The organism is Streptomyces omiyaensis (assembly GCF_014650895.1).
GTDB classification, from domain to species: Bacteria; Actinomycetota; Actinomycetes; order Streptomycetales; family Streptomycetaceae; genus Streptomyces; species Streptomyces omiyaensis.
The window spans coordinates 1-18,521 of record NZ_BMVV01000040.1 but is presented as its reverse complement, the minus strand read 5'-3'; the positions used below and the strand labels follow the sequence as shown (position 1 = coordinate 18,521).

The window sequence follows — 18,521 nt, the reverse complement described above, 5'->3', positions numbered from 1 at the left end:
GGGCACGCGGGCGGCTGCGGTATCGCTGTCTGCCATGAAGAGACTCCTCATCGCGGCCGGCGGCGGCGGTGACCCGATCACGGCGTCCCTGGTCCATACCGCGCTGCACGGCCCGGACGCCCCCGCGCTGGTCCTGACCTACGCGTGGGAGCGCCTGGTGGTCGATCCCGTGCCGGGCCCCCGTCGCGTCACCGATTTCACGGGCACGGTGCGGGTCGGGCCGGAACTCGCCCTGGTCACGCCCACGACGGCGCCGATCGCCCCGGCCGGCTCGCTCCTGCCGCGGCTCTCCGGGGAACTCGGTCCTCAGTTGGGCCTGCTGGACCCGTACGACGGTGTCGCCGGTCTGGCGCGCCAGATCGCAGCGGCGGCCCGCTGGTGCGGGACGGACCGGATCGAGCTCGTGGACGTGGGGGGCGACATCGTGGCCCGCGGCGACGAACCGACGCTCCGCAGCCCGCTGGGTGACGCACTCGCGGTCGCCGCCTGCGCGGCCACCGGCATCCCCACCACCGTGTACGTCGCGGGGCCCGGCCTGGACAACGAGGTGCCCCTGCCCGACCTTCTGCCCCGGCTGGGGGCGCCGGCGTTCGCCCTCGACGCCGGCCGGACGCGAAGGGTGTCGGGCATTTTCGACTGGCACCCTTCCGAGGCCGGCGCTCTGCTCGTCGCGGCCGCCCGTGGCATACGCGGGGTCTGCGGCACCCGGGACGCGCCCCGCCCCGTGCTGCTGGACGAGTCGGCCCGCAACGTCCACCGGCTGTCGCTCCGGCAGGTCCTCGCGCTCAGTCCGCTCGCGAGGAGGCTCGCGGGCTGCACGGGTCTGGACGAGGCCGAGGCCGTCTCCCGGGCGGTGTGCGGCTTCTCGGAGATCGAGCGGGAGCGTCGCCGCGCCGCGCACGCCCCCACCCCGTCCGCGCCGCGCACGCCCCGGGACGCCCACGCCGTCCTCGCGCGGTACACCGCTTGGGAACGCGCGATGCTCGACGACGGGCTCGCCTATGTCACCACCCGCCGCATCGTCGAGGACCTCGCCCTCACCGCCGCGGAGGCACACGCCCTCCTTGCCACCCTGCGCGCGACGGAGCAGGCACGCCGGGTGCCGCCCTTGTGGCGGCTGGCGACGGAGCCCGCGAGAGCGGCATGAGGGGCTTTCGCCCTGCCGCCGCCGGTGAAGCGCGTACGGAGCCCCCCGAAGTCGCCGAGGAGGCGTCGGGGCCCACCGGGACGCCCCCTGACCGCGCGAGTCCCCGGTCGGCGGCACCCTCCGGGGAGGCGCTGACGGCCGGAAAGGCGACCTCGCACCGGCAGACGCCGGACGGCCTCGCCTTCCGGGCGGAGCCGTCCGACAGCGCGCTGTCCGTGCTCTTCCCGTCCGGTCTGCGCCCCCCACATCGTCCTGTCCGTTCCGAGCGCGAGCCGGCGCCCGCCGTCCCGCTCACCGTCGGGGTGGACGCCCGGCGCCGGATCGCGCCCGGCGCGGACGGCGACGCGACGCAGTCCCGCCGCCGGACGGGCCGTAGCCCCCTGATCATCCGCGGCAGCGAGAGGCCATGCCCGGTGGGAGGCGCCGAGGGGGAGGCACCGCCCGGACCAGGGCGGCCGCGGTGAGGCCGACGGCAGCGCCGGCGGCGACGTCGGAGGGGTAGTGCGCGCCACTGTGGACCCGCTCGATCGCCACCAGGGCCATCGGCACGGCGCACACGGCGCCGGCCCACGGCCAGGAAGGCGCGGTGGCCGCGGTGAAGGCGACGGCGGCGGCGGTGTGGCCGGAAGGGAAGGAGGAGCTGTCGGGCCGGTCCTCATCGTCTCCGTGGGGGATCCACTCCGCGGGCGGGCGGCGCCGCTGGACGAGCTGTTTGGCGACGCCGTTGGACAGCAGCTCCGCCACCGCCATGGCCGTGACCCCTGCGGCAGCGGCCTTCCGGCCCCGCCGGCCCCCGCCCGCCGCCATCGTCAGGGCCGCCGCCCACCACACCTTCGTGTGCTCGGCCGCTCGCTCCACCGGCGGCAGCAGCCGGCGGGCCCAGGCCGAGTCCCATCCGGTCATCCGTCTGGCCAGCCGGCGATCGCCCCTGCGCAGGGGCTCCAGGAGTTCCGCGAGCCGTTGCCCGCCCGCCCGCGCCACGCGGGGCTCATCCCATGCGTCGGCGGTCCTCATCGCTCCACTTCCGGGTGTCCCGGGGCTCGACGTAGGGCTCCTCGTCCTCGGGGTGCCCGCCGGCGATGGCGCGCTGGCGGACCATCTCGGCGTCGAATTCCAGGCCCAGGAGGATCGCCAGATTCGTGATCCACAGCCAGACCAGGAAGATGATGACGCCGGCGAGGGCGCCGTACGTCTTGTTGTACGAGCCGAAATTCGCCACGTAGAACGCGAAACCGGCCGAGGCGATCATCCAGATGACCAGTGCCAGGAAACTCCCCGGGGTGATCCACCTGAATCCGCGGCCCTTGGCGTTCGGGGCAGCCCAGTAGAGGATCGCGATCATGAGCGTCACGAGCACGACGAGGACCGGCCACTTCGCGATCGACCACACCGTCAGCGCGGTGTCACCGATTCCCAGGGCGGTGCCCGCCTCACGGGCCAGCCTGCCGGTGAACACCACGATCAGGGCGCTGACCACGGCGAGGACCATCAGGGTGACGGTCAGGGCCAGGCGCAGGGGCAGCACCTTCCACACGGGGCGGCCCTCCGGCACGTCGTAGACGGCGTTCGAGGTACGGATGAACGCTGCCACGTAGGCCGAGGCGGACCAGACGGCGACCACCAGGCCGACGAGGGCCATGAGGGAGCCGACCCCGCTGTTGCCCTGGAGCTGCTGGACCGCGTTGCTGATCACGTCGCGCACGGAGCCGGGTGTCAGCTTCTGGAGGTTGTCCAGGACCTGCCTGGTCGCGGACTCGCCGGCGATGCCCAACAGCGACACCAGCACCAGGAGGGCCGGGAAGAGCGCCAGCACCCCGTAGTAGGTCAGGGCGGCGGCCCGGTCGGCCAGCTCGTCGTCCTTGAACTCCTTCAGCGTGCCGCGCAGCACCGCTCTCCACGACCGCTTCGGCATCTGCAGGGGCTGGTCCGGGGCCCGGTCCTCGACCCGCTCGTCGGGACCCGCGCTGCCGGACCCGTCCGCGAGGGGCCCCTCCGCGGGAGGCCCGATGTCCTTGCCGTGCTCTGATTTCGGTGCTTCTGTCATGCACGGCGGCTTTCCGCTCACGCCCGGCCCATGCACCCGCCGCGCGGCCGGGCGCCCCGAGCGGGTCTCCTGGAGACCGGGCCGGGCGATGTGGACGCCGGTCCGTCCGCGCGGATCACGCCGGGAATCCAACCGCTCCCCGGCGTGCGAGCGGTGCCGCTCACGGGCCGAGGCTTCCGGACCGGCGCCGGCTGGCATCGCCGGGGCCCGCGGGCCGTCCGGCACGGACGACGGGCGTCGTTCCCGGCGGGCTTCGACGGCCGGGCCCCTCCGGACACGGCGACCGGCACGGAGTGAGGCCCACGGGCACCCGTTCACCTCACGCCGCGTGTCCCCTGCCGTCGCGGGCGCGTTGGGTCTTGGCCGGGGCCGAACGCGCCCCGGTCAAGGAGAGGTGCACCCCATGATCAAGACGCGCCAGGCCTTCCCCCTCGCCGCGCTGCTGCTGACGGCCACCGTCCTGCCCGTCCTGCCCGCGCACGCGGCGACGACGACCGACGCGAGCGCCTTCTGCCCGCACGGCGACGCCGGCTCCCTCGTCGGCAGCCGCGTCGCGGGGACGGGACGGGGCCACACCGACGTCGTCACGCCGGACGGCGAGGCGGTCCGGCTCGTCGGCAACGTCCGCACCGCCCAGGAGGGAGAGATGCTCACCATGGACTACGACGAGTCCCGGCTGACCCTGCTCCACCGGGGCTCCCGCGTCGTGCGGGCCGAATGCACCTGACGAGGCGGCCGCTCCCGCTACCGGACGGCCGGGCCGCCCCGGTGTCGGCGGGGCGGCCCGGTGTCGGCGGGGCGCCCCGGTGTCGGCGGGGCGGCCCGGTGTCGGCGGGGCGGCCCGGTGTCAGGCCGGGCGGCGGTTGCCCTGGTCGTCGCACGGCACCTCGGTGGCCGGGTGGTTGGCCGTGAAGTCGCGCTCGGCCTGCCGCTCGACCTCGGTGATGGCGGTGGGTTCGACGTCGATGATGCCGCCGAAGGGCCGGTCGACGTCCCGGATGATGCACAGCGCGGTCGTCAGCAGGGCGGTGATGACGACGAGGGTGACGATCTGGCCCCGGTTGTTGCGGCGGGGCAGGCAGAAGCCCAGGGCCGCGACGGTGATGACGAGGGTGATGAGCAGGACGAAGGAGAGCAGCAGCACGGTCATCGTCAGCAGCGGCCCGACCAGGTCCTTGACCGCCATGCCCTCGTCGTCGTCGGCGCTGATCAGCCGGGGACGCAGCCAGCGGTTCGCGGCGAGTCCCGCGAGCAGGGCGAGGACGGCGACGATGACGACCAGGAGCACGAGGGCCACCTCCGGAAGGCGTGCGGGTTTCCCGGGGAAGGGCCGGGACGGCGTGATCATCCCGAGGCCGTCGGCGGGGGCGGAAGGACGGAAACGTTCACTCGCCCCCGCACGAGCGACATCTCCTCGGCCATCCGGGCCAGGTTCCCGGTCCCGCCGTTCACGCCGTTCGGATGGCCGCTCGTGACCTGCGGGACGGGGTCGCGTTCGCCGGCCATGCGAAAGATCATCACCTGCGGCCTGCCGGCCGCCCCGCCCCGCCCGATCCGGGCGGGGCGGGGCCGGCGCAGACCACCTGGCGGATCGCGCTCTCCGGCCTGCGGCCCGTCCGTGCGTCCGCCCTCTGCGGGCGGTGCCCGGCGGCGGCGAGGAAACGGTCAGGCCACGGAGTAGAAGCGGATGGCGACTTCGGAGTCGTCGCCGCGGGCGAGGCCGACGAAGACGGTGCGCGCGAGCCAGAGGTGGGCGGGGGCGTCGGTGCGGAAGACCGGTGAGGTCCGGTAGTACACCCCCGCCTCGGACACCTGCAGGGCGCCGTCGTACTGGGCGGGGGCGGTGGGCTCGTCCTCGTGGTAGTAGCCGCGGTTGGTGATGTCGATGACCGCGCCGTCATCGGCTCGAATGAGGTACCGGGCGTCGAGCCGGTAGACCCCGTGGTGCCTGTCGCACCGGTCACCGCCACCGGCCAGGACCGTGCCGCGCAGGCGGGGTCCTTCGACGGTGCCGCCGGTGATGGGGACGTACTCGGTGACTCCGCCGCCGCCGTGCCCGATGTGCAGGGAGGGAGCGAGGAAGGCACGGAGTTCGAAGGCGAAGTCGAGGGCGGGGGCGGAACCAGGCCCGTCGGCGGTCTGCGGTTCTGGGGCGATCACGACACTCCGTGGGCTGCGAGGCGGGGGCGGACTGACGGATCCTAGGCAGGCCGCGGCCGGAACGGTCAATGGTGTTGACGTAACGCGGCCGCACGCCGCCGTGCCGCCTCGGGCCCGAGGCGGCACGGCGGCGGGAGAGCGGGAGCACGGGACCGGTCCGGCACGCGGCAGAGCGGCGACCTCCGGGGACGGCCTCGGGCCGGGGGTGGGCCGGTGCGCCTCCAGGACCCCGCGCACGGCCCGGTGCCCGGCGGGCCTCCGGCGGATCCGTACGGACTCAGGACATGCCGCCCGGGCACACCGTCCCCGCGGCCGGGGTGCGGCCCGTGCGGAGGTAGGTGTCGACCGCCTCCGTGACGCAGCGGTTCCGCGGGTACGTGCCGTGGCCCTCCTCCTCGGCCGTCAGGAGCACGCCGACGCCGTCGCCCAGGGCGCGGGCCATGCGGCGGGCGCCGGGATACGGGGTGGTCGGGTCCCCGGTGCCGCCGACCACCAGGACGGGGGCCGCGCCACCGGCGTCCACCCCGGACCCGGCGCGCTCGCCCTCGAACGGCCAGCCGTAACAGAGGTAGACGCCGGTGGACCAGGCCGCGCCGAAGACGGGTGAGGCGGCCTTGACGCGGGCCTCGTCCCTGGCGAGGCGCTCGGCGCCGGGGCGCAGGCCGGAGTCCGCGCAGGTGATCGCGGTCCGGGCGGCGCGGCTGTCGTCGGGCGGGGCCGCCGCGCGGTCGGCGGCGCCGGTGTCGTCCGCTCCCCTGCTCAGCGGGCCGGCGTCGTCGTGGTCGATCAGTGCGGTGAGGGCCTCGGCGAGCGGCGGCCAGCCGTCGGTGCCGAGGTCGAGATGGTCGCTGACGGCGTACGCCAGGCCGGCGGCGTCGAGTTCGCTTCCGCCGCCGGCCGGGGCGGGCTTCCTCTCCAGGCGGTCGGCCAGGCGTGCCATGCGCCGTGCGGCCTCCTCGGGCCCGTCGCCGGTCGGGCAGCGGCGGATACGGGCCGCGCAGTGCGCGGCGAACCGGTCGAACGCCGCCTGGACCGCCTTGGCCTGCGAGACCTGCCCCTCCACGAGGTCCTCGGTGGGATCGACGGGCGCTTCGAGGACGAGCCGCCCGACGTGCGATGGGTACAGGTGGGCATAGGCCGCGCCGAGCTCCGTTCCGTACGAGACGCCGAAGTAGTACAGCCGCTCGTCGCCGAGGAGGTAGCGCATCAGGTCGAGGTCGCGCGCGGTGCGCGCGGTGCCGACGTACGGCAGGAGCGCCCCGGAGTGCTCGGCGCAGGCGTCGGCCCCTTCGTAGCCGGTGTCGTCCGCGGTCTTCCCGCAGCGCACGGGGAGGGTCGCGCCGACGCCGCGCGGGTCGAAGGAGACCAGGTCGTAGCGGTCGAGGAGCGGTTTGTACTGGTCGAGGTGTGTGGGCAGTCCGCTCACGCCGGACACGCCGGGGCCGCCGAAGTTGAGGACGAGGGAGCCGATGCGCCGGGAGTTCGGGCCGGTGGCCTTGTGGCGGATCAGGGCGACGTCGATCGTCCTGCCGCCCGGTCTGCGGTGGTCGAGGGGGGACTTCATGGTGGCGCATTCGTAGCCCGTGCGGGCGGCGGGCGGCGCGGTGCAGCGGGACCAGCGGAGGTGCTGGCCGGTGGTGAGCGCGGCCGGCAGACCGGCGGGAGGGTTGCCGGCGGTGAACTCCGTACGCGGCTCCGCGCTGCGGCCGGGAGCGTCGCGCTGGAGCCAGGCGACGCCGACCCCGATCGCGAGGAGGACGACCACGGCGACGATCCGCGCACCGACCGAGAGGCCCTGCCCGTGGTTGCTCATCGGATGTGCGTCACTCATCGAAACCCCCGCGCTCCCGCCCCTGGACGCCCGTCCCGTGCCCGCACGCCCCCAGGCCCGTGTGCATGATCGTTCGTTCGCCGAACGAGTGCACAGTACAAGGCGTCTCCGACAGCCCCTCGGGTGCGGGGCGATCGTCCTGCCCGCGCCCGAGGGGGCCGGGGCCGGACGGTCGCGGGACCACGGGCCGACGGCCGCGGCCTGCGAGGGGCCCAGGGACTGTCGCTCCCGTCCCTGGGCCCCTCGCAGGCCGCGGCACCCGCGTGCGCGCCAGGACAGCGCGCGAAGGACGGGAGGTTTCGCCCGGTGGGCCGGGGAGGGGCGGCGTCGGAAGCGAAGCCTTCACCCGCGCTCACCACGACCTGTCGCGGAGGAACCCGCAGACCACGTCCGTGGCCCGCGTCGCCGCCCACGGGGGCTTCGCCCGCTCCGGCCGCTTCGCCGCCGCCTGCCGCGAGGCCTACGGGCCCGGCCCCTCTGGCACCCTGCGCGCCTGATCGCGTGTCTCCGGAGCGCCCGCCGTCGTCTCCCGTGCCGTCGGGGCGCTCACCGTCGTCCGCCCGGTCCGGGCGTGAGGAGAGTGGGCCGCCACCCGGAGGTGAAGGGGAACGGGCAGCGGCGTTCAGCGGCTTTCCCGCCGGCCACCGGATAAACGCGAAGCCGGCGACGGGTCGCTCCGCCCCCGCCCGGACCACCCGGGCGGGACACGAGGCCGGCGGAACGGCGGGCAGGGGGCGCGGGAGTGCGTCTCGGAGCCGCCGCCGGTACCGCCTCTGCTTTTCCGTGAGGGCTTCGGGAGGTACGTGAGGGTCCCGGCGCCGCAGCCGCCGCGGTTCGCCGGCTTCGCACCGGTTGCCCCGAGCGGGGCCGGGCGGGAGCGGGTGGGGGGCCGTCCCGCTCCCCCGTAACCGGCTCCGCGGTCACGCTCCCCGGTCTTCGTGGAGGCGGGGTGCTTTCGTGGCTCCGGTGTCCGCTGCCCTTCCAGGAGTCGGGGTTCGCTCGCTCCTGCGGCCGTCCGGCGAAGCGTGGACGGCGGATGCAGGCCGGGGAACGAACACCTCGTGCTCGTGGTGTGTGCGCGGCACGCACGGGGACAGACTCCCGCGCAGAAGCTCGACGGACAGGCCGCGGGGAAGTCGATTCCCCGCGCGAGGCCTTCCGCCCACACTCTGGGGAGCTCGCCATGACGCACGAAAGCACGATCCTGCGACCGGCTGTCGCCCCGCGGGCGGCTCCGGCAGGAGGTCAGGAGGCCGCCACGCGCAAGCGGGCCCTGGACGGCCTGCCGGAGACGGAGCGCCCGGCAGCGGCGACCACCGATGACGCCCGCACCCTGTCCGTCGCGCTCTTCCGCCGTCTCGGCGAGCTGACCGAGGGCACGGCGGAGTACGCGTACGTCCGCAACACGCTGATCGAGCTGAACCTCAGCCTGGTGAAGTTCGCGGCCCGCAGGTTCCGGGGTCGGCCCGAGCCGGCCGAGGACATCGCCCAGGTCGGCACGATCGGCCTGATCAAGGCGATCGACCGCTTCGACCCCGAGCGGGGCGTCGAGTTCTCCGGCTTCGCCCTGCCGACGATCGTCGGAGAGATGAAGCGCTTCTTCCGCGACACCGGCTGGGCGGTCCGGGTGCCGCGCCGCCTCCAGGAACTGCGCATCGACCTCACCAAGGCCTCGGACGCCATGGAACAGCGCGACGGCCGCCGGCCCGGCCGGGCCGAACTCGCCGAGCACCTGCATCTCACCGAGGAAGGCGTGGCGGAAGGGCAACTCGCCGCGAACGGATACACCGCCCACTCCCTCGACGCCGCCATCGGCGGCGATGACGACGACGAGCGCGCCCTCAGGGGCACCACGGGCAGCCACACCGCCGTCGAGGAACCCGCCTACGAACTGATCGACGACCTGCGTTCGCTGCGCCCCCTGCTGGAACGGCTCAGCGAGCGCGCCCGGAAGATCCTCTGCCTGCGCTTCGGCGAAGAGCTCACCCAGGCCGAGATAGGCCGCCGTCTCGGCCTCTCCCAGATGCACGTCTCCCGCCTGCTCACCCACATCTTCACCACCCTGCGCGACGGCCTGCTCGACGACCCCGCACTCGAAGACGCCTCCGCCGGCTTTGAGCAGTGACGCGCGCGACGGAACGCCTCTGCGGGAGCGTCGGGCCGAAGGTGCCGGACCGCCGTGCCGGGCCTCCGCGCGGCGGGGCGCAACCGGTCGGCGCGGCCCCGGACGAACGGCGGGATCACCTTTGCCGACGCCCCGCCCCGCCCGGCCCGGTGGCAGCGGCGTCGGGCGGATCGCCGCCGCGTGCCACGAGGCTCAGGGCGGCCGCGGCGGTCTTGAACTGCGGCTGCTTGGAGACGGGGTCCCACAGGGTGGGGATCAGCTCGTTCGCGGCCCGCCCCGCTTCTCCGGGGGCGGGGGCACTGCCCGTCGGGGTGTCCCAGTACCCGTAGTGGAAGGGCACGAACAGCACGCCCGGACGGATCGAGCCGATGCGCAGGCGGCCACGCAGAGCACCGCCCCGCGTGGCGACCTCCACGAGGTCGCCCTCCGCCAGCCCCATGCGGGCCGCGTCGGCGGCCGCGACCTGTACCCAGACGTCCGGGGCGGCGGCCGCGAGTCGGGGAGCGCGTCCGGTCTTGGTGCGGGTGTGGAAGTGGTAGAGGGTCCGGCCGGTGGTCAGCTGGAAGGGGTGCTCCTCGTCGGGCCACTCCTTCGGGGGGAGGTACGGAGCGGGCCGGATGAGCGCCTTTCCGTCCGGGTTGACCGACCGGTACCACCGTTCGCCCATCGGCTCGCCGGTCACCAGGTCCTTGCCGTACGTCTCGCACAGATCGGGGTGCGCCCAGGCCGCGCCGTCGCCGTAGAGCCGGTCCGTGCCGCCGGGGGCGCGTTCGGTGCACGGCCACTGGATGCCGCTCGGGCCGCGGAGCTTGTCGTAGCTCAGGGCGCTGTAGTCGCAGGGACGTCCCTCGCTGCACCGCTTCCACTCCTCGAAGGCCTCCTCGGGGGCGCTCCAGCGGACCAGGCGGCCGCCGTCCTTGTCCTCGAAGCCCATCCGGGCCGCGTAGTCGAGGAAGATGTCCAGGTCCGGACGGGCCTCGCCGGGCGGGTCCACGGCCTTCTCGGACAGGTGGACGGTGCGGTCGGCGTTGGTGAAGGTGCCCGTCTTCTCGCCCCACGTCGCCGCGGGCAGCACCACGTCCGCGAATCGGGCGGTCTCGGTCAGGAACAGGTCCTGAACGACGGTGAACAGGCCCTCCCGGGAGAGGACGGAGCGGATGCGTGCCAGGTCGGGCAGGGAAACGGCCGGGTTGGTGGCACTGATCCACAGCATCCGCACCGAGCCCCGCTCCGCCAGCCGGAAGATCTCCATGGCGTGCGTGGGCGGCCCCTCGTGCGGGATGACCGACGGTTCCACGTTCCACAGCCGTGCGAGGTCGGCCACGTGCTCCCGGTTCTGCCAGTTCCTGAAACCCGGGAGGTCCCCGTCGGCTCCGCACTCGCGGGTGTTCTCCGCGGTCGGCTGCCCGTTCATCTGGAGCACTCCCGCCCCGGGCCGGCCGAGCATGCCGCGGATCAGGTGCAGGTTGTTGACCTGCACGGCCGCGGCGGTCGCCTGATGGGCCTGGTAGAACCCCTGCAGCACGGTCGACAGCAGCCGGTCGGCGGTGCCGAGCACCTCGGCGGCCTCCTCGATCGTGCCCGCCGGCACGTCGCAGATGCCCGCGGCCCACCGGGGCGTACAGGGGCGGACCTGTTCCCGCAGCCTGTCGAAGCCGACCGTGTGCCGGGCGATGAAGCCGGGGTCGGTCCAGCCGCGCCGGATGACCTCGTGCAGCAGGGCGTCGAGCAGGGCCACATTGGTGCCGAGCCGGGGGGCGAGGTGCACGGTGGCCCGGCGCGCCACCTCGGTGAGCCGCGGGTCCACGCACAGCAGGCGAGGCGGCTCGCCGCCCTCCAGGCGGTCCAGGATCCTCATCCACTGGACGACCTGCGTCTCGGCGATGTTGTGGCCGAACAGGGCGATCGCGTCGGCGTGGTCGATGTCCTCGTACGAGCCGGGCTGGCCGTCGCTGCCGAAGGACTCCTTCAGCGCCTCCGCCGCCGTCGCCGTGCACAGGCGGGTGTTGCCGTCCAGGTGAGGTGTGCCGATCCCGGCACGGGCCAGGACGGCGAGCGTGTAGTACTCCTCCAGGAAGAGCTGCCCGGAGGTGTAGAACGCGAGCGCCTCCGGACCGTGGGCGTCGAGGAGCTTCCGGGATTCGGACACGATCCGTCCCATCGCCGTGGGCCAGTCGCTCTCGACGAGCCGCCCGCCCTCGCGGACGAGCGGGCGGGTCAGCCGGTCCGGGGAACCGTTCGCCTGCCACGCGTAGAGGTCCTTCGGCTCCAGACGGCCCCGGTTGACCCGGTCACCGCCCCGTCCCCTGACGCCGACGATCCGCCCCTCCCGGACGGCGATGTCCATCGCGTCACCGTCGGAGTGCAGCAGCGAAGCCGCCCGCACCCACGCGTCGACCTCGTCCTCCCCCACTCCCCCGGCCAGGCACGAGTCCACGCGCACGGGCCACGGTCCGCCTCGGGGGTACGGGGTGCGCGCTCCCCACGGGTCGGCGATCGGGTCGGTCCCCCCGTCCGGACGACGCTTCACGGCCGCTCCCTTCCGCCTCACGGCGCCCTCGGGACCGGCGCCTCGCCGGAGCGGCTACCCGCAGCGCACCGCCCGACACGGTCCTCTCCCCCTCGGCGGCCGCGGTCGCTCGTCCTCGGTGCCCGGGTACGGTCCGCCGCCGTGGGTAGCCGCGGTCCATGACTCAGAAGCGAGAACTTGCGGTGGTGACCGGCGCGTCCAGCGGCATCGGGTTCGAGCTCGCCCGGCTGCTGGCCGAGCGGGGATTCGATCTCGTCGTGAACTCGGCCGACGAAACCCGGCTGCGGCCCGCCGCGGAGAAGATCGGACGGGAGACCGGGGCGGACGTGCGGGCCGTACCGGCGGACCTGCGCGACTACGGGGAAGCGGAACGCTTCGTGGAGGCGGTGCTCGCCACCGGACGTCCGGTGGCCGTCGCGGCGCTCAACGCCGGCGTCGGCCGGGGAGGAGCCTTCCTCGACACGGAACTGGAGGACGAGTTCGAGATCGTCGACCTGAACGTGCGCTCCACGGTCCATCTGGCCAAGCGGCTGCTGCGGTCGATGGCCGCGGCGGGCGAGGGGCGCATGCTCATCACCTCCTCCATCGCCTCCACCATGCCGGGCTCCTTCCAGGCCGTGTACAACGCCTCGAAGTCGTTCCTCCAGTCCTTCTCCCAGGCGCTGCAGAACGAACTCAAGGACACGCACCTGACGGTGACCGCCCTGATGCCCGGCCCGACCGACACCGACTTCTTCCGCCGGGCCGGCATGGGCGACACCAAGGTCGGCCGGGGAGAGAAGGACGATCCCGCCCAGGTGGCCGAGCAGGGACTCGACGCCCTCTTCTCCGGCAAGGACAAGGTGGTGGCCGGATCGCTGAAGACCAAGGCGCAGGGTTTGGCCGACAAGGTCCTGCCGGACAGCCTGAAGGCGGAAGGACACCGCCGGATGGCCGAGCCCGGATCCGGCGACCGGTAGGCACCGGGGGCACGGGTCCGGACTCCTGCCGCCGGGCGGCCGGTCGACCGCACGCACCGGTGCCGCACGCGCGGCTCCGGCCGGAGGGTCAGCCGGGGGAGCCCGCGCCGCGCGAGGTGCCGTCGACGGTGAGGACGAAGCCGCTGCGCGGGCGGGTGGGGATCCTGGACAGCGGAATCGACAGGTCCTGCGCGGGGACCTCGTGGTCGAGGTGGGCGAGCTGCCGCACCAGCGTGGCCAGCACCGCCACGGTGACGTCCTCGCCGGGGCAGCGGTGGCCGTGGGCCGGGTCTCCGCCGCCCTGGGGGATGAGCTCGTCGGCGCCCGGTTCGCGTCCGGTGAAGCGCCCCGGATCGAAGCGGTACGGATTGATCCACATCGTGGGGTCGTGGTGGTAGCCGTAGAGGTCCAGGAGGATCAGGGTGTCCTCGGCGACCGGCTCGCCCCGCCAGGTCAGGTCGGTCGCGGCGAGCCCGCCGACGAACGGGGCGAAGGGGTAGAAGCGCCGTACCTCGTGGGCGAACGCTCGCGCGTAGCGCCCGTCCTCGTCCTTCCGGAGCGGTTCGCGGTGCTGCGGCCACCGGTGCAGGGCGTGGGCAGCGAAGGCGGCGAACCACGCGATCGCGACGGTGGGCCGGACGATGTTCAGCAGTTCGACGGCGGCCGTCCGCGGATCGGCGAGTTCGCCGTCGGCGTCGCGGTGCCAGACCACGGCCTCGAAGGCGGTCCCCTTGTCGCTCGTCAGTTCACCGGCCTCGCGGGCGGCACCGACCAGGCCGGCGAGCGCGTCCTCCTGGCGGGTGCGGGCGCGTCGCGCGCGGACGTGCCGAGGGCCCGGTGCGGCGAACCCGTCGACCATGGCCGTGCAGTCGGCGGCCATCCGCCGGACGGCCTCGTCGGAGAGCGGGATCCCCGCCCACGCGCAGACGGCGCGGGCCAGGACCAGCGCCGCCTCGTCGAAGAGCACGACGGGCCGGCCGTCGCGCCACTCCTCCACGCTCTCGGACCAGCACCGGGCCACGTGCTCGGCGAGGGCCTCCACCCCCGCTCCGTCCTTGAGGATCGCCAGGAACACGGCCTTGCGGACCCTGTGGGCCTCGCCGTCCAGGGTGTGGACGGCCCCCCGCCCGAAAAGGGTGTCGAGCACGGGTCCGGGGAGGGCGGACGCGCGCCTGACGTTCCGCTCGTCGTAGAAGAAGCCGATGGCGTCGGGACCGCGCAGGGCGACCGCCGGCCTTCCCAGCAGCCGGGTTCTGACCGGGCCGCCGTTCGTGGCGCGCATGCGGTCGGGCAGCCAGGCGTAGCCACGGGCCAGGAGGGCGAGCGTGCTGTCGCTCCACGGCGCGAGGGCGGTGTCGAGTCGGGGCATGAGGATCCGCTACCCGGCCCGCCCGCCGGCACACCGGGGCTTCGGCCGTTCGGCGGAGCGCCGGTGCGGGCCCTTCCCCCCTGTCCGAAGTCCCCGCCCGGCGCGTCAGCGCGGCGTTCCCGGGCAGGGGCAGCGTATGAACCGACTCTCGGACAGCGAAGGCTCCTACTGGAGGGAGACGGCCGCGTTGCCGTCCTTCCCCTCCCTCACGGAGGCGGCCGCCACGGATGTGGCGGTCATCGGCGCCGGCATCGCCGGTCTCAGCACGGCGTGGGAGCTCGCCCGGGCCGGACTCGACGTCGTCGTGCTGGAGGCGGGCCGGCTCGCGGGAGGGGTCACGGGCCACACGACGGGAAAACTCACCGCTCTCCACCCCCGTGCGTACGACACGCTTCGGACCGAGCACGGGGACGAGGCCGCCGGTCTGTACGCGGCCTCCCAGAGCGCCGCGCTGCGGCGTGTCGTCGAGGTGGCCGAGGAACTCGGCATCGACTGCGCGCTGGAACGGCGCCCGGCGCTCACCTACTGCCGGCGACCCGAGGGCGTCGCCGCCCTGCGCGCCGAGGCGGAGGCGGCACGGGCCGCCGGCCTGGACGCCTCGTTCGTCACGGAGACCGGCCTGCCCTTCCCCGTCGCCGGTGCCGTCAGGGTGGAGGACCAGGCCCAGTTCCACCCGCTCGCGTACCTGCGCGGGCTCGTCGACGACATCGTGGCGCTCGGCGGCCGGATCCACGAGGGGACCCGCGTCGTGGAACTCGACCGGGGGGACCCCTGCCGGCTCGGCACCGACACCGGGGGGTCCGTCTCCGCCCGGCACGTCGTGGTGGCCACCCACCACCCCGTCTTCGACCGCACGCTGCTCGCCACGAGGCTGAGCCAGCACCGCGACCTGGTGATCGCGGGCCCCCTGCCCGCCCCGCGGGACCCGGACGGCATGTACATCACGGAGGAGGACGGCAAGCGCTCCGTCCGCACGGCTCCGCTCCCGGACGGCCGACGGCTCCTGATCGTCACCGGTGAGGCGTTCCGGCCCGGCACCGGGGAGGACACCGAGGCCGGCTACGCCCGTCTCCGGGACTGGACCGAGCGGCACTTCCCCGACGTCACGATCACCCACCGCTGGGCGGCGCAGGACAACAGCTCCACGGACACCCTGCCGCTCATCGGCCGCATGCCCGCCGGCGGCGGGAACGTGCACGTCGCCACCGGCTTCGCCGGCTGGGGGATGACGGGCGGTGTCGTGGCGGGATCGGTCATCGCCGCCCTCGTACGGGGCGAGCGGGAGCCGTGGGCCGGTCTCTACGCTCCGGGCCGCCTCGGTCCGCTCCTCCGTTCCGCGCCGGCGCTCCTCAAGGAGCAGTGGGAGACGGGCAGGCACTTCGTCGGGGACCGGCTGGAGACGTTCGGCGACGGCACCGGCGGGCCCGTCCGGGACCTGCGTCCCGGTGAGGGGACCGTGGTCCGCGGCCGGGGCGGCCCGTGCGCCGTGCACCGCGACGACCGGGGCGGGCTCCACGCCGTGTCCGCCGTCTGCACCCACCTGGGGTGCCTCGTCGCGTTCAACAACGCGGAACGGACCTGGGAATGCCCCTGCCACGGTTCCCGCTTCGACGTCGACGGCGCGGTCCTCCAGGGACCGGCGCTGAGCCCTCTGGAACGCCGGGACCCCGAAGAGTCGTGAGGTCGCGTCCGTTCTCCCCCGGGGCACACGAGGGAGCCGGCACGGGGGCGGAACGGCGAGGTCCGGTCCGCGGACGCCGGCATCGGCGCCCGCGCCCCCGCCTCACCCCGGCTCTCGTGCGCCGAAGGCGACCTCGTCCGCCCGGCAGACGGTCGCGGACATGTTGACCCGCATCATCCTCAAGGCCGCTGCCGCCAGGTCGGGGTCGATGTGCGCGACCGCGTCGGCGGCCACGACCACGTCGAAGTGCCGGATGTGGGCGTCCAGAGCCGAGTACAGCACGCACTGCTCGGTCACCTGTCCGCACAGGACCAGTCGCTCGACCTCCAGCTGGCCCAGCAGGTAGGCCAGCGGCGTCTCGAAGAAGATCGAGTGCCGGGCCTTGACCACGAACAGCGCGTCCTCGTCGGGGACGACCGGCTCCACCAGGTCGCGGTGGCGGCCGCCGAGGGCGGTCGTGACGATCTCGCCGTGCTGCGAGCGCCATTCTCCGAAATTGTCGTTCACGTAGATGACGGGCCCGTCGCCGGCGCGGGCGTTCCGCAGCAGGGCCGTGATCCCGGGAAGCGCCTCGCGGGCGGAGGGCACCAGGGCCTCGGCGTCCTCGTGCGCGTACGGGTTGAGCACGTCGACCACGATGAGTGCCGTACGGGCCACGGAAGCCCTCCTCTCTCGTCCGGTCCCGCCGTCGGTCGGGCCGGGGGTCTGGCGGCGCGTCGCTCCCCGGACGACAGGCCGCCGCGTTCCGCCGGTCGGGCCCGCTGGGGACCTCCGCTCCGCCGGCGGTCCGAGTCTGCGCCATCCCGCGGGGCGGTCCTCGCTGCGACACGGCGTTCGAGCGGCACCCCCGTCCTCCGGGACGGATGCGGTGTGTCGCGGGAGCGCGAGAAGCACGTCTCCTCCTCGCCGTACGGGGGGGCGGGGGGACGCACACCGCTCGGCGCCGGGCAGCCTGCCCCGTGGCCGGTGGGCGACCCTCACCCCAGGGGGCGGCGCAGCGCGCTGTCACCCCGGTCCCAGGCCTCGCGGAGGTGACCGGCGAGGCGGTCCTCCAGCAGGACGGTCGCGGCGGAGCCGAAGGCGATGTCGGCCTCCAGGGCGGGCTCGTCGGCCAGGAGGCCGCCGACGACGCCGTGGCGCACGACCTGTTCGTGGACGGCGTCGGCCTCCACGTGTTCGGCGTAGAAGTGCTCGGCCGCCGCTCCCGCACCGCATCGCCGCATCGCCTCGGCCAGGCGTCTGGATCCGGGCGAGGACGTGATCTCGACGCAGGCGAAGTGTCCGACGAGGGCCCCGCGCAGAGCGCGGTGGAGCCCGAAGAGGGACATCAGGTTCACGGTCGCCAGGAGCGGTGCGGGCGCGTGGTCCGCATACCGGCCGTAGGAGGGATCGAGGCCGAGGTCGTCCATGAGGTTCGCGAAGAGCCTCGCGTGGACGCGGTCGGCGCGGCCGGCGCCGAATTCGTCGTACTCGACGGCGGCCATGGAGGCCTTGGCCCGTCCGGTGAGCCGGGGGATCACCCAGACGTGCGGATCGGCCTCCTTGAGGTGGTAGAGGGAACGCAGGGCCGCGTACTCGCGCAGCTGCCACAGCTCCCCCTCGCTCCGGAGGTGGTGGCTCAGGCTGCCCCCGGGGTCCACGGGTTCCACGAGGAGCGGCGCGAAGGCCTCTTCGACCGTCCGCGGCGCACCGGGCAGTTCGGCGCGCAGGGCGTCGAGGAAGCGGGTTTCCATCTCCCGGCGCAGCCGCAGGAGGTCGGGGTCCCACTCGCGGGCGTCGTCCACTCCCTCGAAGCCCCGGTAGTGCAGTTCGTACAGGACGTAGAGGGCGAGCTGGAGGTCCTCGCCCCACGGGTCGGCGCTCGGCACGGCCCCGGTCCCGTACCGCGGTGCGCCGCCCGAACGGAGGGCCCGGGTCACGGCGCGGGACAGCTCGCCCCGCTCCTCCGCGAGGCGGGGAGCGGTGCGGGGGGCCATCGGGCTCGGACGCGGAGCGGGCATCAGGGCTTCCTTTCCTCGGGCGGGCGGGCGGTCCGCTCGCGGCGGCGGTGGCTGGTGTCGCACCAGGGGTACGTGCGACTGCGCCGGCACGTGCAGATCGCGACGGAGAAGCGGTCGGAACGGGCGACCGTCCCGTCGTCCAGGACGATCTCGACGGGCCCCTCCACGAGGACGGGTCCCCGGGGCTCCAGGAACACCCGGTGGGCGCAGGTCGGGGCCGGGGTGCCGTCAGGGAGTGCGGGCACGGATGACCACCAGTTCCTCCCGCCGCTCGTCCGGGGCCGCCAGGCCCCGCCGTTCCAGCCAGGCCCGCCGCGAACGCAGCACCGGCCCCCACGGGACGAGGGCACGCGCCGTGACCTCGGCGGACAGGCCCTCGCCGGCCAGCCGCTCCACGGTCGCCCGCGCCCCGCACATGCCCGAGTGCACCATCAGCAGCACACCACCGGGCCGCAGCAGACCGGCGGCGGCCGCGCAGACCCGGTCGATCACCAGACGCCCGTCGGGACCCGCGTCCCAGGCCCGCTCCGCACCCCGCGACGGCGGCCCGGCCCCCGGCGCCGGAACGTACGGAGGGTTGGTGACGACCAGGTCGAAGCGCCGCCCCTCCGTCCGCGCGGCGAAGTCGCCGTGCAGGACGCGCAGGGGCACCCGGTGGAGCAGCGCGTTCACCCG

General features: G+C 74.5%; 16 protein-coding genes. 5 read left to right on the top strand and 11 right to left on the bottom strand.

Features of this window, described 5'->3' with window-relative positions:
• The first annotated feature begins 34 nt into the window (after positions 1-34).
• Entirely contained in the window at positions 35-1,147 is a 1,113-nt protein-coding gene (locus IE287_RS35620) for a DUF1152 domain-containing protein (RefSeq protein WP_189853555.1), read from the top strand.
• A 384-nt stretch (positions 1,148-1,531) separates the two neighbouring features.
• Here IE287_RS35620 and IE287_RS35615 read toward each other — a convergent pair whose 3' ends face one another.
• Complete coding sequence (locus IE287_RS35615) at positions 1,532-2,128, bottom strand: phosphatase PAP2 family protein (protein WP_308436915.1); 597 nt, start codon at positions 2,126-2,128, stop codon at positions 1,532-1,534.
• A 7-nt stretch (positions 2,129-2,135) separates the two neighbouring features.
• Positions 2,136-3,191, bottom strand: coding sequence for a YihY/virulence factor BrkB family protein (locus IE287_RS35610; protein WP_189853554.1), 1,056 nt, complete (start codon positions 3,189-3,191; stop codon positions 2,136-2,138).
• A gap of 403 nt (positions 3,192-3,594) precedes the next feature.
• Here IE287_RS35610 and IE287_RS35605 point away from each other — a divergent pair, with 403 nt between their 5' ends.
• Positions 3,595-3,918 (top strand): hypothetical protein, encoded by a 324-nt coding sequence (locus IE287_RS35605; RefSeq protein WP_189853553.1) that lies wholly within the window; start codon positions 3,595-3,597, stop codon positions 3,916-3,918.
• 120 nt (positions 3,919-4,038) lie between these two features.
• Here IE287_RS35605 and IE287_RS35600 read toward each other — a convergent pair whose 3' ends face one another.
• The 3 genes from IE287_RS35600 to IE287_RS35590 form a co-directional block, all read right to left on the bottom strand.
• Positions 4,039-4,479, bottom strand: a complete 441-nt coding sequence (locus tag IE287_RS35600) for a hypothetical protein (RefSeq protein WP_189853552.1) — start codon at positions 4,477-4,479, stop codon at positions 4,039-4,041.
• A gap of 377 nt (positions 4,480-4,856) precedes the next feature.
• Positions 4,857-5,351: a DUF3237 domain-containing protein gene (locus tag IE287_RS35595; RefSeq protein WP_229883953.1), complete on the bottom strand. Its 495-nt coding sequence runs from the start codon at positions 5,349-5,351 to the stop codon at positions 4,857-4,859.
• A gap of 277 nt (positions 5,352-5,628) precedes the next feature.
• Positions 5,629-7,182, bottom strand: coding sequence for an alpha/beta hydrolase (locus IE287_RS35590; RefSeq protein ID WP_189853551.1), 1,554 nt, complete (start codon positions 7,180-7,182; stop codon positions 5,629-5,631).
• A gap of 1,183 nt (positions 7,183-8,365) precedes the next feature.
• Here IE287_RS35590 and IE287_RS35585 point away from each other — a divergent pair.
• Positions 8,366-9,307: a SigB/SigF/SigG family RNA polymerase sigma factor gene (locus tag IE287_RS35585; RefSeq protein WP_189853550.1), complete on the top strand. Its 942-nt coding sequence runs from the start codon at positions 8,366-8,368 to the stop codon at positions 9,305-9,307.
• 115 nt (positions 9,308-9,422) lie between these two features.
• Here the strand turns inward: IE287_RS35585 and IE287_RS35580 are convergent, their stop codons facing one another.
• Positions 9,423-11,837 (bottom strand): molybdopterin oxidoreductase family protein, encoded by a 2,415-nt coding sequence (locus IE287_RS35580; protein ID WP_189853549.1) that lies wholly within the window; start codon positions 11,835-11,837, stop codon positions 9,423-9,425.
• A 158-nt stretch (positions 11,838-11,995) separates the two neighbouring features.
• Between IE287_RS35580 and IE287_RS35575 the strand changes: the two genes are divergently transcribed.
• Positions 11,996-12,796 (top strand): SDR family NAD(P)-dependent oxidoreductase, encoded by an 801-nt coding sequence (locus IE287_RS35575; RefSeq protein ID WP_189853548.1) that lies wholly within the window; start codon positions 11,996-11,998, stop codon positions 12,794-12,796.
• Between the two features lie 88 nt (positions 12,797-12,884).
• Here IE287_RS35575 and IE287_RS35570 read toward each other — a convergent pair whose 3' ends face one another.
• Complete coding sequence (locus IE287_RS35570) at positions 12,885-14,165, bottom strand: cytochrome P450 (protein WP_189853547.1); 1,281 nt, start codon at positions 14,163-14,165, stop codon at positions 12,885-12,887.
• A gap of 136 nt (positions 14,166-14,301) precedes the next feature.
• Between IE287_RS35570 and IE287_RS35565 the strand changes: the two genes are divergently transcribed.
• A complete protein-coding gene (locus IE287_RS35565) occupies positions 14,302-15,846 on the top strand; it encodes an FAD-dependent oxidoreductase (protein WP_189853546.1) in 1,545 nt (514 codons plus the stop codon).
• 102 nt (positions 15,847-15,948) lie between these two features.
• Here the strand turns inward: IE287_RS35565 and IE287_RS35560 are convergent, their stop codons facing one another.
• The 4 genes from IE287_RS35560 to IE287_RS35545 all read right to left on the bottom strand — a co-directional run.
• Positions 15,949-16,503 (bottom strand): cysteine hydrolase family protein, encoded by a 555-nt coding sequence (locus tag IE287_RS35560; RefSeq protein ID WP_189853545.1) that lies wholly within the window; start codon positions 16,501-16,503, stop codon positions 15,949-15,951.
• Between the two features lie 320 nt (positions 16,504-16,823).
• Entirely contained in the window at positions 16,824-17,846 is a 1,023-nt protein-coding gene (locus IE287_RS35555; RefSeq protein WP_189853544.1) for an iron-containing redox enzyme family protein, read from the bottom strand.
• Positions 17,846-18,091 (bottom strand): CDGSH iron-sulfur domain-containing protein, encoded by a 246-nt coding sequence (locus tag IE287_RS35550; RefSeq protein WP_229883952.1) that lies wholly within the window; start codon positions 18,089-18,091, stop codon positions 17,846-17,848. The genes IE287_RS35555 and IE287_RS35550 overlap by 1 nt, the downstream gene beginning before the upstream one ends.
• The coding region (locus IE287_RS35545; RefSeq protein ID WP_189853543.1) for a class I SAM-dependent methyltransferase at positions 18,075-18,521 on the bottom strand (447 nt) is incomplete at its 5' end. The genes IE287_RS35550 and IE287_RS35545, both read right to left, overlap by 17 nt.

Excerpts from the sequence above, each read along its gene's own strand:
- IE287_RS35570 (WP_189853547.1), bottom strand. The coding sequence starts at position 14,165 with ATGCCCCGACTCGACACCGCCCTCGCGCCGTGGAGCGACAGCACGCTC.
- IE287_RS35620 (WP_189853555.1), top strand. The coding sequence starts at position 35 with ATGAAGAGACTCCTCATCGCGGCCGGCGGCGGCGGTGACCCGATCACG.
- IE287_RS35605 (WP_189853553.1), top strand. The coding sequence starts at position 3,595 with ATGATCAAGACGCGCCAGGCCTTCCCCCTCGCCGCGCTGCTGCTGACG.
- IE287_RS35575 (WP_189853548.1), top strand. The coding sequence starts at position 11,996 with ATGACTCAGAAGCGAGAACTTGCGGTGGTGACCGGCGCGTCCAGCGGC.
- IE287_RS35590 (WP_189853551.1), bottom strand. The coding sequence starts at position 7,182 with ATGAGTGACGCACATCCGATGAGCAACCACGGGCAGGGCCTCTCGGTC.
- IE287_RS35555 (WP_189853544.1), bottom strand. The coding sequence starts at position 17,846 with ATGCCCGCTCCGCGTCCGAGCCCGATGGCCCCCCGCACCGCTCCCCGC.
- IE287_RS35565 (WP_189853546.1), top strand. The coding sequence starts at position 14,302 with ATGAACCGACTCTCGGACAGCGAAGGCTCCTACTGGAGGGAGACGGCC.
- IE287_RS35610 (WP_189853554.1), bottom strand. The coding sequence starts at position 3,191 with ATGACAGAAGCACCGAAATCAGAGCACGGCAAGGACATCGGGCCTCCC.
- IE287_RS35585 (WP_189853550.1), top strand. The coding sequence starts at position 8,366 with ATGACGCACGAAAGCACGATCCTGCGACCGGCTGTCGCCCCGCGGGCG.